We start from the raw sequence: 12,956 nt of genomic DNA, 5'->3' as shown, positions 1-12,956 counted from the left end.
GACATTACACGCAACGATCAAGAGGATATCTCATGACGCGCATGAACCGACGGTGGCTGGTTGCCGGCACGCTCGCCTCAGGCATGACGTTCGGCCTTGCCGGGCTGGCCATGGCCGACGACTTTCCCAGTGAACCGCTGACCATGGTCATTCCCTTCGGCTCCGGGGGCAGTACCGATATTCAGGGCCGCGTGCTGGCCAACGTGCTGGAAGAGGAGCTCGGCCAGCCGGTCAACGTGGTCAACCAACCCGGCGCCGGAGGCGGCGTAGCGCTGACGCGCCTGGCCAGCAATAGCGACGAGGGCTACACCTTCATCTATGGGCCCTCCTCGCCGATCACCTTTGGTCCCTTGGCGACGCCCACCGACTACGCCATGGACGACTTCCGCTATGTTGCCAGCGTATCGCTGGCTCAGGCCGCCATCGTCACCGGCGAAGAGCGCCCCTTCGGCGACAGCTGGGAGGACCTGCTGGAGTACGCGCGGGAGAACCCCGGGGTCAGCTACGCCACTCAGACGGCGCAGGATCGTCTGATCATCGACTATATCGCCGAGCAGGAAGGCCTCGACCTGCGTGTGGTGCCCACCGAGGGCGGTTCAGGCATGGCCCCGCTGATTCTCTCCGGTGACGTCGACTTCGGCTACAGTGGCGGTACCCACTCCGGCTACGCTGACAGCGGCGAGATGCCGGTGATGCTGAGCCTCGCCGCCGATCGCCTGGTCGCCTTCCCTGACGCCCCGACGCTGGTGGAAGCGGGTTACGACATCACTCCCGGCGATATCCTGATGGCGATCATGCCCGCCGATGCGCCCGATGCGCGCGCCGAGCGACTCGAAGAGGCCCTGGCGAGAGCCACCGAGGACGAGCGTTTCATCGAAGTCACCGAAGAGCGCTTGCTGCTACCGGTGGACCATATGGATGAAGCCACCCTTACCGACACTCTCTATGAACAGTCCGAGGCCTTTGCCGAGCTGATCGAGGAGATGGGCGGCGTGGAAGAGTAACGCCAGCCCCCACGTCATCGAATGCCGTCCCCCGGGGCGGCATACTTGCTTCTAGCGTCTTCTCTCTTGTACAGCTTTTGTATAGCATGGCAGTGTTCTCATTCTTGTCACACTTTTGGCCATAGTGATAAGTAGCCTAAGGAAAGGGGGAGCACAGGAGGTGCGCCTGCCGACTCATTGACCGTGTAGAGACATCATGATCCTTATCTCGATGGCGCCTCGCGCCTGGCTGACGCTCTCCCTGATCCTCTCCCTGACGCTATTCAGCTCGCTCGCCTTGAGCGATGAGCGCACGGCGGTAATCGGCGCCCGTGCCGAGCAGCAGCGCTGGTCCGACCCCCTCGAAGCCTTGGGCACCCTGCGCGCCGACGAGAGCGTCACCCTCTCGGCCACCGTTACCGAGATCGTCCGCGAGCTTAATTTCATCGACGGCGAGCAGGTGGAGGCCGGCCAGCTGCTGGTGCAGCTCGATGACAGCGAGGAGCAGGCCCAACTGCGTGCCACCCAGGCGCTGCGCGACGAGCGCCGTAACGCCGTCTCCCGCGCCTCACAGCTGGAGTCGCGTAACCTCGGCTCACGCGCTGACGTCGAGGACAGCCAGGCGCGGCTGCGACAGGTAGAAGCCGATATCGAAGCCATCGAAGCACGCCTCTCGAGTCACCGCATCCGCGCCCCCTTCGACGGCGTAGTGGGCTTTCGCAATATCAGCGTCGGCGCGCTGGTCACGCCGGGCATGGAGCTGGTCACCCTCGACAAGCTGGATGTCGTCAAGCTCGATTTCAGCGTACCCGAGGTGTACCTGTCGATCCTGCGGCCCGGCCTGACACTGCGTGCCCATAGCGTGGCCTTCCCCGATGAGCGTTTCGAGGGCGAGGTGGCCAGCATCGGCGCCCGGGTCGACCCGGTCACCCGCAGCGTGCAGGTGCGCGCCGAGTTCGACAATCCCGACTTGATCCTGCGCCCCGGCATGCTGATGGAGGTAGTGCTGCAGCGCAGCCCGCGGGACACCATAGTGGTCGCCGAAAGCGTGCTGGTGCCCAGCGGTGAGCGACAATATGTGATGGTCATCGACGAGCAGGATGAGAATCGCATCAGCCGCCGCGAAATCGTCATCGGCGAGCGCCGCGCCGGCCAGGCAGAAGTGCTGGAGGGGCTCGAGCCCGGCGAACTGATCGTAAGCCACGGCGTGCAGCGGGTACGCGACGGTGACCGCGTACGGTTGCTGGGCATCGCCGACGATGAGCACTCGGTCCGCGAGATCCTCGAGCAGCACCGTGAGGATGATGCCTGATGCGCCTCTCGGATGTCTCGGTTCAACGCCCGGTGCTGGCCACGGTCCTTGCCCTGCTGATCGTGGCCTTTGGCATTATGGCTCTCGATCGCCTGCCGCTGCAGGAGTACCCCGCCATCGACCCGCCGGTAGTGAGTATCGATACCCGCTACCCCGGCGCCTCGGCCGGCGTGGTCGAAACCCGCATCACCCAGGTGCTGGAGGACCGTATCGCCGGGGTCGAGGGCATCCAGCTCATCACCTCCTCCAGCGAGGACGGCCGCTCGCGGATCAATATCGAGTTCGGCCTGGAGATGGATATCGACGCCGCCGCCAACGACATCCGCGACCGCATCTCCGGCGCCCTGCGCAATCTGCCCGACGAGGCCGACCCACCCGAGGTACAGAAAGCCGACAGCAGCGAGGACGTGATCCTGTGGCTGAGCCTCTCCGGCGAGAACTTCAGCATTCCCGAACTCACCGATTACGCCAACCGCTTTCTGGTCGACCGTTTCTCGGTACAGCCCGGCGTGGCCCGGGTCCGCGTCGGCGGCGGCCGCGACTACGCCATGCGCGTGTGGCTCGATCGCAACGCCTTGGCGGCGCGTAATCTCACCGCCGGAGACGTCGAGGATGCCCTGCGTGCCGAGAACGTCGAACTGCCGGCGGGCTCCATCGAATCCGACGACCGCCAGTTCGTGGTGCGCCTGCCGCGCAGCTTCGCCACGCCGGACAACTTCCGCTCTCTGGCGCTGTCGCGCAGCGACGACTACATCGTAAGACTGGGCGATGTGGCGCGCATCGAGATCGGCTCGGTAGAGGATCGCTCGGTGTTCCGCGCCAACGGCGTGCCAATGGTCGGGCTAGGCATGATCAAGCAGTCCACGGCCAATGTGCTGGAGGTCTCGCAAGGCGTCAGCGCCGAGATGGAACGCCTGCAGGACACCCTGCCCGAGGGCATGGAACTGAGCATGAATTTCGACTCTTCGGTGTTCGTCTCAGGCGCTATTCGGCAGGTAGTGATGACGCTGTTCATCGCCATGGGGCTGGTGGTGGTGGTGATCTTCATGTTCCTCGGCAACCTGCGTACCACCCTGGTGCCGGCGGTAACCGTTCCCATCGCGCTAGTCGGCGCCTTTATCGCCCTCGCCGCGCTGGGCTTCTCGATCAACCTGCTGACGCTGCTGGCACTGGTGCTGGCCATCGGCCTGATCGTCGATGACGCCATCGTGGTACTGGAGAACATCAATCGCCGTATGCAGGCCTACGGCGAGACGCCGCTGGTGGCCGCCTTTCGCGGCACCCGCCAGATCGCCTTCGCGGTGATCGCCACCACTCTGGTACTGATCGCCGTATTCGTGCCACTGAGCATGCTGCAGGGTGATATCGGCCGGCTGTTCTCGGAGTTTGCGCTGACCCTGGCCGCTGCGGTGGCCATCTCCAGCCTGCTGGCGCTGACCCTGACGCCGATGATGGCGTCGAAGATTCTCAGCCCCGACATGCATGAAGGCAGACTGGCCCACGCCGTGCAGACGCTCCTGGAGTTTACTCAGCGCCTCTATCGCCGCGCGCTGCTCACGGTACTCAAGCTGCGCTTGCTGGTGCTGGCGCTGTTCATCGGGCTAGTGGCAGGTACCGGCTGGCTGGCCAGCCACCTGCCCAACGAGTACACCCCCCAGGAGGATCGCGGCAACTTCATTATCCTGGTCAACGGCCCCGAGGGGGCGACCTTCGACTACATCATGGACTATATGGACGAGATCGAGAGTCGCATGGAGCCGATGGTGGAGTCGGGCGAGCTGGAGCGGGTGGTAATCCGCGCGCCACGGGGCTTCGGCAACATCGAGAACTTCAACAACGGCTTTATCATCGTCAATATGGCCGACTGGGGCAGTCGCCGCAGCGCCTGGGAGATCATGGACGAGGTACGCGCCAAGCTGCGCGATCTACCCGGGGTGACCGCTACCCCGGTGATGCGCCAAGGCTTCGGGCAGCGCATTCAGAAACCGGTCCAGTTCGTGCTCGGCGGCGGCACCTATGAAGAGCTTGCCGAGTGGCGCGACACCATGTTCGACCATATCCGTGACAACAACCCGCGCCTCACCGCCCTGGACAGCAACTATCAGGAGACCCAGCCGCAGCTGCGCGTCGACATCAACTACGAGCGCGCCGCCTCGCTGGGTGTTACCGTCACCGAGATCGGCCGCACTCTGGAGACCCTGCTCGGCGGACGCAACGTGACCCGCTACGTGGACGACGGTGAGGAGTACGACGTTATCCTCGAAGGTGACCGTAGCGCCCAGCGCAGCGCCCGCGCACTCGACAACATCCAGGTACGCTCGTCGAGCTCCGGTGAGCTGATTCCGCTGGCCAGCCTGGTGACCCTCACCGACTTCGCCGGCCCCAGCACCCTGAACCGCTTCAACCGGGTGCGCTCGATCACCCTCGAGGCCAACCTGGCAGGGGGCTATCCGCTAGGCGAAGCGCTCGACTATCTGCAGCAGACTGCCGACGAGATTCTGCCCGCCGAGGCCCAGACCGATGTCGACGGCCCCTCGCGGGACTTCCAGGAAGCCAGCGGCGCCACCACCTTCCTGCTGCTGCTGGGGGCGCTGGTCGTCTTCCTGGTACTGGCCGCCCAGTTCGAGAGCTTCGTGCACCCCTTCGTGATCATGCTCACCGTGCCGCTGGCGATGAGCGGCGCCTTGCTGGGGCTGTTCCTCACCGGGCAGTCGCTGAACATCTATAGCCAGGTGGGGCTGGTGATGCTGATCGGACTGGCAGCCAAGAACGGCATCCTGATTGTCGAATTCGTCAATCAGTTGCGCGACCAGGGCGTGGCCTTCCACGACGCCTTGGTCGATGCCTCGGTGACACGCCTGCGCCCGATCCTGATGACGGCAGTGACCACCATGGCCGGGTCGATCCCGCTGCTGATCGGCAGCGGTGCCGGCGCCGAGACGCGGCTGGTGATCGGTACCGTAATCATGTGCGGGGTGGCCGCGGCGACCCTGTTCACGCTGTTCGTGGTGCCGGTGGCCTACGACCTGCTGGCACGCAATACCGGCTCTCCGGGGGACGTGCAGCGCCGCCTGCAGCGCGAGATGGACGACCATCACACGCCCGCATCGGCTTCTGAGTGACGGGGCTGCTATGCTACTGTTGATGGACATCTCAGCATTCGGCAGCGGATTCAACAGGAGGGTATTAGATGATCGAACTACTCCCGTCAGGCGCTGCCCATCTGGTCGCGGTCCGCGTCAGCGGCCGCGTCGATGGACGCGATCTGCAGACCATCATAGACGCCATCGAAGAGACCAAGCGCCAGCATCCGCGCATCAGTTTCTACGTCGAACTCGATCAGATGCGCTGGATGACCGCCACCGCACTGCTGCGCGACATCGGCTACGGACTGACGCAGCTGGGCGAGCTATCACACTACTACCGCGCCGCAGTGGTCAGCGACAAGCGCTGGGTCAAGCGCCTGGTGCGCTTCGAGGATCGGCTATTTCGCTCGCTGGAGATGCGCGTCTTCCCCACTCACCAGCACGACATCGCGCTGGAGTGGGCCAGGCACCTGCCCGAGGCGCCAGAGCCTGCCGTGGCGCCCGCCACGGCAGTCTGAAAGCGTGCGCGGTAGAGGCGCTGCCGTTCAGCAGTCGCCGAGCCGCTCACCTTCCATATTGGTGTTCATGACCATGTCACCCATCGGTGTGGTGGTCTCGACCCGCATGTCGCCTTCCATGCGCTCCTCGAAGTAGCGCATTTCCCCCTCGACCAGGGCTTCACCGCCTTCGCCCTGGCACGACATGCGATAGCTCATGTGCTCACTGCTGGTCTCCTGCTCGAGGAACTCGCAGCCCTCCTCTTCCTGAACGAAGGCCGCGTTGGCCTCGTCGATGGCATCCTGAGTCAGGCACTCGCGATGGGTATCGGTTTCATCGGGGATCGGGAAATCGCCCTCCACCGTGGTGGTACTGGTGAACTCCCATTCGCCCGGGGTGAGATTGGGGGTTTCCGCCATGGCGGCAAGTGGGAAAGCGAGCAGCGCAGCAGATGCCAGGGCGCGTAATAGCATGGGACAACCTCCGAAACAGTGAATGACGCCTTGTCACAGGCGCGGTGTTTCGACAGCTTAGCCCAGGCGCGGCGCTGTGCGAAGGCGCCGTCTGCATACCACGCAGAGAAGAAAGGCCCGACCGTTACCGGCCAGGCCCTTCTTAGCGTTGCGCTCCTTGCCGCCTCCATGGGCATCCTGCCCATACATCCCTGTGCTTAAATGCGCCGTCCCAGGCGCGTCTTCCATGGCTGAGCGGCTCCTTGCTCAGTGATCCCCAGCCTCTCATGGATAAAGACCGATGTAGCTAACCCAGGTTAAGGGAGGGCAAAGAAAGTGGATATGGAAAGACACCCGCTTATCCCGACTCAAGCACCGTCGAGGGTTACCACCACCCGGCCGCGGACCTGACCGGCAAGCAGCGCCTGGGCGGTGTCGATAGCCTCCTCGAGGAGAATCGTACGGGTGATGGCATCGAACTGCGCGGGATCGAGCAGCTCGCCCAGCCGCTGCCATGCCTCGACGCGATCCTCATAGGGCCGCATCACGCTGTCGATGCCCGCCAGCGTCACGCCACGTAGAATGAACGGCGCCACGCTGGCAGGCAGATCCATTCCCTGGGCCAGTCCGCACGCCGCCACCACGCCACCGTAACGGGTCCCTGCCAGTACATTGGCCAGGGTGTGGCTGCCCACCGAGTCAATGGCGCCGGCCCAGCGCTCCTTGGCCAGCGGGCGTCCTGGCGCAGACAGAGTCTCCCGCTCGATGATCTCCTGCGCCCCCAGCGCGCGCAGATAGTCGGCCTCCTGAGGGCGCCCCGTGGACGCGATGACCCGGTAGCCCAGCGCCGCCAGCAAGGCGATGGCGTAGCTGCCCACCCCGCCGTTGGCGCCGGTGACCAGCACCTCGCCGTGGTCAGGGGTGACGCCGTGGCGCTGCAGCGCCATCACCGACAGCATCGCGGTATAGCCAGCGGTGCCAACCGCCATGGCCTGCTGCGGGGTAAATGCCAGGGGCAACGGGATCAACCAGCGGCTGTCCAGGCGGGCCTTCTCTGCCAGACCGCCCCAGTGCGCCTCGCCGACGCCCCAACCGTTAAGCAGCACCGCATCGCCAGGCTTGAAAGCATCGCTCTGCGAGTCCTCTACCACCCCGGCCAGGTCGATACCCGGCACCATCGGAAACTTGCGCACCACCGGCCCCTGGCCGGTGATGGCCAGGGCGTCCTTGTAATTCAGCGTGCTGCACGCCACGCGCACCGTAACGTCGCCCTCGGGAAGCTGGGTGTCCTCCAGCGTCTTGATCCCCACCTGCTGGACATCGTCATGCTTGTCAATCACCAACGCCTTGAACATCTACCACCTCCTTTGGGCCGGTTGTCTACGCAATTGCCGATGACTGCTGGCTGCCGAACGACCGTTGATCATGTCCGCAGGACAGTCGTCTTCACAGACCTTACACTAGAGCCCATCAGGCGTGGCGATGTTGCGACTAGAGGATGACAGATATGACAGACCCGCTGCCCGACGAGGACAGCCCCTCCACATCGCCCTCACGCATGGAGCGGCTGACGGCGGTGCGGCCCCGCCTGCTCTCCTTTGCCCGCCTGCACCTGCGCGACAGCGCCCAGGCCGAGGATGCCGTGCAGGAAGCGCTGATGGCCGCGATCGAGAAGGACGCCAGCTTTGCCGGGCGCTCCGGCTATGAAACCTGGGTCTTCGGCATCCTCAAGTACAAGATTCTCGACATGATGCGCGCTCAGAAACGCCAGGGAGTTTGGCAACCGCTTGAGGAAGAGGGCGACGACGATTCTATTGAGCGTCAGTTTCAGTCGAGCGGTCGCTGGCAGCAGCACGCCCGCCCCGCCAGCTGGGGCGAACCGCATACCGTGTTCGAGAATGAGCGCTTCTGGCAGGTATTCGACGCCTGCATGATCGCCTTACCGGATAACGTGGCACGGGTCTTCTCGCTGCGCGAGCTGATGGGCCTCTCCACCGCCGAGATCTGCCAGGAAATCGGCATCAAGGAGAACAACTGCTGGGTCATCCTGCACCGCGCGCGACTGCGGCTGCGCAGCTGCCTCGAGAGCGGTTGGCTGAAGGGGGAGACGCTATGATGATGTGCAAAGGGGCGACGCAGCTGATGTCGCTCAAACAGGATCGCGCTTTGACACTCCAGGAGCGCATGTCATTGAGGCTCCACTTGATGATGTGCGATCCCTGCCGCCAGTGCGACAAGCAGTTTGCGCTGCTGCATGAGGCCGGAGAGCGCATGCAGCACGATATCCTAGGTGACGACGCAGCTAAGGACTGATGTCACGCTAGGTGCCTGGCGATGACGCTACCCCGCGTTGCTGTGCCGCGGCCCTTAACTCACCGCCGCACTAGTCGCTTCCCGCTGCCAATGCCTGAGCGTGGAGGGGTGGACACCGAAGTCTTCGGCTAACGGAATATCCAGCTGCTCGGCTAGCAGGCCGATGATCGCCATGTGGTGGATAGTATGGCTGGTCAGAAAGGCCAGCTCTCGCGCCACGCTGGACTCGAGCGTTAGCATCTGGTCGTCGACGGGATAAGAGAGGCTTGCGAGACACGCGACCGACTCGAGTTCGAGCTGCGAGGCAACCTCCTCCAGGCGGGTTAGCGCCAAGCGTGGAGAACACTCCAGACGCTCGTCCCGGCGGCGATGCTCGTAGTCGACCAGAGGGTCACCCAGGTCAGGCTGGCTAGCGGCGAGCAGGGCATCATAATGATCGATGATATGCCGGACATGCTTGCCCAGCGTATGCCGTCCGTGGCGACCCAGCGGTTGCTGATAGTCATCCGCCTGCAGGTCTGCAATAAATTGTCTGAGCTGCGCCAAGGCCAACAGGTTCTCTTCGATAAGCGCCTGTTCCGTGGTGCAGGAGGTGGGTAGTGGTGTCGGCATAGCGATTACCCCGTGGATCGCGTGGAAGTCAGCCGTGCCGGCGCCTAAGCGGCGTCCGGCCCGGCATGTAGCAGAATCAGCCTTCGGCTTCCGCCTCGGCCTCTCCTTCCGCTTCACCTTCTCCTTCCGCTTCTCCTTCTGCCTCTCCTTCCGCGTCGCCTTCGCCCTCCGCCTCGGGATCCGCTTCGGCATGCGCTTCTGCCAGCATCAGCGGCGCCTCCTGGCTACCCGAGAACCCCGCGCCAGTGGTGGCGTCATCCGCAACGGCCTGAAAGGCTACCCCGCTGGCGACCAGCACCAGCGCCGGGGCAGCATAGCCCAGTTGACGGCTGAGCCGGCTCAGCAGGCTGCGGCGTTTTTCGTCTTGCAGTGTCATGATCAAGACCTCCATGGTGACGAGTAAGCGACATGCGATGGCATGCCGCCATGCAGTAGCGTCAACCCCTATAGGGTTGACGCCCTTACGGCGCCACCGTCCTGGGACGGTGGCGTCTTCTGCTCGGTGAGCCTTTCCCCTGCCTCGAGCGCCTTGAGCCAGTGCGACAGCGCGGTAAAGGAGGGCGCCTGAGTGCCCATGGCGCGGCGCGAAAGCCCGGCCAACCAGTCATTGAGCGCCACCACCGTCGCTGCCCCAGCAGGAGCATCGTCGTCGAAGAGGCAGCAGGGCAGCAGGTCGCCCAGCGCATCGAGAACGTCGATCTCACTCAGCTCATGGCTGACGCCGTCCTCCCCACTGCACAGCACCGCCTCAAGCGCGATGGACCCCGGCACGTCGACCAGCCCTGGGCTGATAACGTCGGGGATCGGCAAGCCGAGCGGCTCGACTCGCGGCGTCTCACCCAGTGTCAGGCGCACTCCGCGCGACAGCACGCCCTGGGTTGCCGACACCAGCCGCTGCGCCACCTCGGCACGTTCGACGATGGGAAACAGACACAGCACCCCGGTCCCCCCGGGGGTGATCAGCAAGCCCGCGTCGAGCACCTGGCGCCCCGGCAGAAGGGCCTGGCGCATCAAGTAACCCAGCAGGGCCGGGCCGAGTTGAGCCAGCGTCAGCCGCGCGGCGACCATCTCACCGTTGGCGGCCAGGCTATAACCGGCGGACGCCTTGAGCACTTCGAGTCGAGGCAGACGCAGCGCCGAGCTATCACTGAGCGGCACCAGCGCTCCGGCAAACAGCATCGTCAACGTGTCCAGTGCAGGCGCATCGTGAAGATGCAGCGCCCACTGCTTGCCATCAAAACCCAACTGCAGCGCCTGGGGCTCGTCGTGCATCCTGGCCGCCGGGGCTACCGCGGCGATTTCACCCTCTGCCCCCTGCTGACACAGCAATCCCTCGCGACACCAGCCCGCCAGGCTGGACCAGACCTCGTCACGCAACGCCGAGTGATCCTCACCGGTGGAGCGAGCCAGTTGGTCGGCAATGGTGTCGGGATCGAAGCCCTCGCTGGCCAGTAGCCAAATCAGTGCGGCGGTATCATTGGGACGGTAGTAACGATGGGTATGGGTGGCGTAGAGCGCCAGCTGGTCACCCTCGAAAAGCTCTGCCACGTGGCGACGCATCAACTGTGGCCGCGCCACCCGCTCGCCGCTCATGGCATCGGCCAACTGCAGGTCGGCAGGCGCCGGCAACGAAAAATAGGGCAGATAGCGCTGCTGCTCACTGGCCGGCAACAATCGCTGAAAGCTGCCAGCGCGAGCCTGCTCCGCCTGCGTTTCGGCTAGCGGGGAGTCGTCGCCAGCGGCCTGGGGCTCGCCGATGCCGAGCAGCCTGAGCATGTCCCGCACCAGGCCACCCTTGATCTCCTCCTCGATCACCCCGCCACTCTCCGGCGCAGCGCAGGTACCCAGTGAAGGGCTCAAGTTGCACTCGAGAATCCACGGTTTGAGGGTGTCGTCCACCAGGCAGTCGAGTCCCAGCAGCTCATAGCAGCCGCGGGGGTCTGCACCGGCCTGGGCGGTACGCTGCTTGATGGCGTCGAGCGCCGAGATAGCGGTCAAGGCGACCAGGTCCTCGATCTTGGCAAACAGCTGAGCATCGTCGTGCCCCTGCTCACGCAGCCAGTCTCGATAGCGCTCGAGATCGATAAACTCCACCGGCACGTCGGCCTCTGTGTTGAGCGCGTTGATGTCGGGGTTGGTCAACTGGCTGAAGGGGTTGTCGACATCGTCAGGATCCCAGGGCTCGGAGGCAAGCTTGGCAAACCCCTGACGATAGAGGTAGACGCGCAGCGGCTCGATTGACGAGATCAGTACATAGAGACGCAGCACATACTTGTGGCCACGAATGGTATGCGGGTTGGCCAGGTACTCCTGCACCAGCCAGTCAGGCTTCAGCGGCGCCTCTGCCACTCTCTGCAAAACCTGTATCCCCTTGCCCTTGGAGGCATTGGTGGGCTTGAGAATCCAACGCTGCTGCGGTGCCTCGCGGGCAGCGACCTGTAGGGTGTGGTAATCCTGCGGCATCTCATAGGAGCGCGGAAAGAACGCCAGCCGCTCGGCCCACTCACTATCGGCGCCGTGGATTTGTTGCATACGCTCACGTAGCGCCGCCAGGCTCGCGTGAAGACGGCTCTTGACCGTCAGCGCCGCATTGCCCGGGAAATGGTTCATGCGACGCTGGGGTGATACCTGGCGAAACTGCTTGGCGTCGGGCATCCCGGTGATCCAAGCAGCTTCCCAACGAGTGTCATCCCCCCGGCGCCAGCCTAGCGCCTCCAGCGCCTCGCGAAAAAAACGATCCTGTTCGTCGGCCCGCTTACCGCCCAGCCAGAACCGCCGTTGCGGCGAAGTCTGCTCCGTCATCCCACTGCCCCCCCATTTGGCTACGTCGCGATGTCGTTCAACCTTTGCATGCCCTCCCCGTATGTCGTCGCCGCACGTCAATCCTTACAAGCCCTCATGCCCGACGGGCCTAACGCCCTCCCGGGTAGCGGCGGCGATAAAGGGGAAGGAGCAGCCTTCCCCTTGACGCACGGGGTCAGGTATCGCAGTTATGTCCTGCGCTGCTGCCAGCAAAGCGCTGCTGAGCATCGACCACATAGGCCGATAGCGCCGCCAGCTCGTCCGACTCCCAGTCCAGTGGCTCGGCCTCCATCGGGGCGATCATGCACAGCTGGACCATCTCATCAGCATGCACATGCTCCATGGAGAACATGTCCATGCCCATGGCAACCTGGTGAGGATAGGTTTGGTTGAACGACTCCTGGTATCCGGACAGGCCATCGGCGCCGTGACAGCTGGCACAGGAGAGGCCGTTGCTACTCAGTGACGCGTCGTTGAACAGCGCTTCGCCGCGGGCAATCAGCTCGGCGGGATTATCACCCGACTCGTCATAGCCCGGCGTATATCCCTCGGGGCGCTCGACAGCGGATCTATCGTGGTCGCCCGCTTCGGCTTCACCCTCCGCTTCCCCCTCTGCTTCGGCTTCACCCTCCGCTTCGGCCTCCCCCTCGGCTTCGGCTTCCCCCTCGGCGTGAGCCTCCGCCAGCATCAGCGGTGCTTCCTGGCTGCTGGTAAATGCACTGCTGTCAGCGGCATCGCTGGCCACCGCCTGAAACGCCGATCCACCGGCTACCAGCAGCAGAGCCGGCGCGGTGTAGCCTAGCTGACGGCTTAGCCGACTAAGCATGCTGCGGCGTTTCTCATCTTGTATTGTCATTGTTTGACCTCCTCGATCACGGTTAAGCGGCGCCGGCGTCTG

12 protein-coding genes are annotated in these 12,956 nt (G+C 64.2%); 6 read left to right on the top strand and 6 right to left on the bottom strand.

Annotated elements, in window-relative coordinates; all coding sequences use genetic code 11:
* The first annotated feature begins 32 nt into the window (after positions 1–32).
* From IEI94_RS08355 to IEI94_RS08340, 4 genes are all read left to right on the top strand, one after another.
* Positions 33–1,004, top strand: coding sequence for a Bug family tripartite tricarboxylate transporter substrate binding protein (locus IEI94_RS08355; RefSeq protein ID WP_224750005.1), 972 nt, complete (start codon positions 33–35; stop codon positions 1,002–1,004).
* A 196-nt stretch (positions 1,005–1,200) separates the two neighbouring features.
* Positions 1,201–2,295 (top strand): efflux RND transporter periplasmic adaptor subunit, encoded by a 1,095-nt coding sequence (locus tag IEI94_RS08350; RefSeq protein ID WP_191166836.1) that lies wholly within the window; start codon positions 1,201–1,203, stop codon positions 2,293–2,295.
* Entirely contained in the window at positions 2,295–5,417 is a 3,123-nt protein-coding gene (locus tag IEI94_RS08345) for an efflux RND transporter permease subunit (RefSeq protein ID WP_191166835.1), read from the top strand. Before IEI94_RS08350 ends, IEI94_RS08345 begins: the two co-directional genes overlap by 1 nt.
* Before the next feature lie 68 nt (positions 5,418–5,485).
* A complete protein-coding gene (locus IEI94_RS08340; RefSeq protein WP_191166834.1) occupies positions 5,486–5,899 on the top strand; it encodes an STAS/SEC14 domain-containing protein in 414 nt (137 codons plus the stop codon).
* Between the two features lie 27 nt (positions 5,900–5,926).
* On the opposite strand, the gene IEI94_RS08335 is transcribed toward IEI94_RS08340, so the two are convergent.
* Together IEI94_RS08335 and IEI94_RS08330 are read right to left on the bottom strand one after the other, a co-directional pair.
* Positions 5,927–6,352: a DUF3617 domain-containing protein gene (locus IEI94_RS08335; protein WP_191166833.1), complete on the bottom strand. Its 426-nt coding sequence runs from the start codon at positions 6,350–6,352 to the stop codon at positions 5,927–5,929.
* A 347-nt stretch (positions 6,353–6,699) separates the two neighbouring features.
* A complete protein-coding gene (locus tag IEI94_RS08330) occupies positions 6,700–7,686 on the bottom strand; it encodes an MDR family oxidoreductase (RefSeq protein WP_191166832.1) in 987 nt (328 codons plus the stop codon).
* Positions 7,687–7,838: 152 nt separating this feature from the next.
* Here IEI94_RS08330 and IEI94_RS08325 point away from each other — a divergent pair, with 152 nt between their 5' ends.
* Both IEI94_RS08325 and IEI94_RS08320 read left to right on the top strand, forming a co-directional pair.
* Positions 7,839–8,447: a sigma-70 family RNA polymerase sigma factor gene (locus IEI94_RS08325; protein WP_224750004.1), complete on the top strand. Its 609-nt coding sequence runs from the start codon at positions 7,839–7,841 to the stop codon at positions 8,445–8,447.
* A complete protein-coding gene (locus IEI94_RS08320) occupies positions 8,444–8,644 on the top strand; it encodes a zf-HC2 domain-containing protein (protein ID WP_191166830.1) in 201 nt (66 codons plus the stop codon). Before IEI94_RS08325 ends, IEI94_RS08320 begins: the two co-directional genes overlap by 4 nt.
* 54 nt (positions 8,645–8,698) lie before the next feature.
* Here IEI94_RS08320 and IEI94_RS08315 read toward each other — a convergent pair whose 3' ends face one another.
* The 4 genes from IEI94_RS08315 to IEI94_RS08300 all read right to left on the bottom strand — a co-directional run bounded on the left by IEI94_RS08315 (position 8,699) and on the right by IEI94_RS08300 (position 12,914).
* Entirely contained in the window at positions 8,699–9,256 is a 558-nt protein-coding gene (locus IEI94_RS08315; RefSeq protein ID WP_191166829.1) for a DinB family protein, read from the bottom strand.
* A gap of 76 nt (positions 9,257–9,332) precedes the next feature.
* Positions 9,333–9,632, bottom strand: a complete 300-nt coding sequence (locus tag IEI94_RS08310) for a hypothetical protein (RefSeq protein WP_191166828.1) — start codon at positions 9,630–9,632, stop codon at positions 9,333–9,335.
* 68 nt (positions 9,633–9,700) lie between these two features.
* A complete protein-coding gene (locus tag IEI94_RS08305) occupies positions 9,701–12,058 on the bottom strand; it encodes a PqqD family peptide modification chaperone (RefSeq protein WP_191166827.1) in 2,358 nt (785 codons plus the stop codon).
* A 175-nt stretch (positions 12,059–12,233) separates the two neighbouring features.
* The gene (locus IEI94_RS08300) at positions 12,234–12,914 is read right to left on the bottom strand and encodes a hypothetical protein (protein WP_191166826.1); all 681 of its coding nucleotides are present in this window, start codon (positions 12,912–12,914) and stop codon (positions 12,234–12,236) included.
* Positions 12,915–12,956 lie beyond the last annotated feature (42 nt).

This window comes from Halomonas sp. ML-15 (genome assembly GCF_014779595.1).
Taxonomy (GTDB): domain Bacteria; phylum Pseudomonadota; class Gammaproteobacteria; order Pseudomonadales; family Halomonadaceae; genus Franzmannia.
The sequence above is the reverse complement of the archived record's forward strand: the minus strand, read 5'-3'. Positions and strand labels throughout refer to the sequence as shown.

Bases quoted from the DNA above. Each gene is read 5' to 3' on its own strand.
- IEI94_RS08345 (WP_191166835.1), top strand. From the start codon at position 2,295: ATGCGCCTCTCGGATGTCTCGGTTCAACGCCCGGTGCTGGCCACGGTC.
- IEI94_RS08355 (WP_224750005.1), top strand. From the start codon at position 33: ATGACGCGCATGAACCGACGGTGGCTGGTTGCCGGCACGCTCGCCTCA.
- IEI94_RS08330 (WP_191166832.1), bottom strand. From the start codon at position 7,686: ATGTTCAAGGCGTTGGTGATTGACAAGCATGACGATGTCCAGCAGGTG.
- IEI94_RS08300 (WP_191166826.1), bottom strand. From the start codon at position 12,914: ATGACAATACAAGATGAGAAACGCCGCAGCATGCTTAGTCGGCTAAGC.
- IEI94_RS08335 (WP_191166833.1), bottom strand. From the start codon at position 6,352: ATGCTATTACGCGCCCTGGCATCTGCTGCGCTGCTCGCTTTCCCACTT.
- IEI94_RS08320 (WP_191166830.1), top strand. From the start codon at position 8,444: ATGATGATGTGCAAAGGGGCGACGCAGCTGATGTCGCTCAAACAGGAT.
- IEI94_RS08325 (WP_224750004.1), top strand. From the start codon at position 7,839: ATGACAGACCCGCTGCCCGACGAGGACAGCCCCTCCACATCGCCCTCA.
- IEI94_RS08340 (WP_191166834.1), top strand. From the start codon at position 5,486: ATGATCGAACTACTCCCGTCAGGCGCTGCCCATCTGGTCGCGGTCCGC.
- IEI94_RS08350 (WP_191166836.1), top strand. From the start codon at position 1,201: ATGATCCTTATCTCGATGGCGCCTCGCGCCTGGCTGACGCTCTCCCTG.
- IEI94_RS08305 (WP_191166827.1), bottom strand. From the start codon at position 12,058: ATGACGGAGCAGACTTCGCCGCAACGGCGGTTCTGGCTGGGCGGTAAG.
- IEI94_RS08310 (WP_191166828.1), bottom strand. From the start codon at position 9,632: ATGACACTGCAAGACGAAAAACGCCGCAGCCTGCTGAGCCGGCTCAGC.
- IEI94_RS08315 (WP_191166829.1), bottom strand. From the start codon at position 9,256: ATGCCGACACCACTACCCACCTCCTGCACCACGGAACAGGCGCTTATC.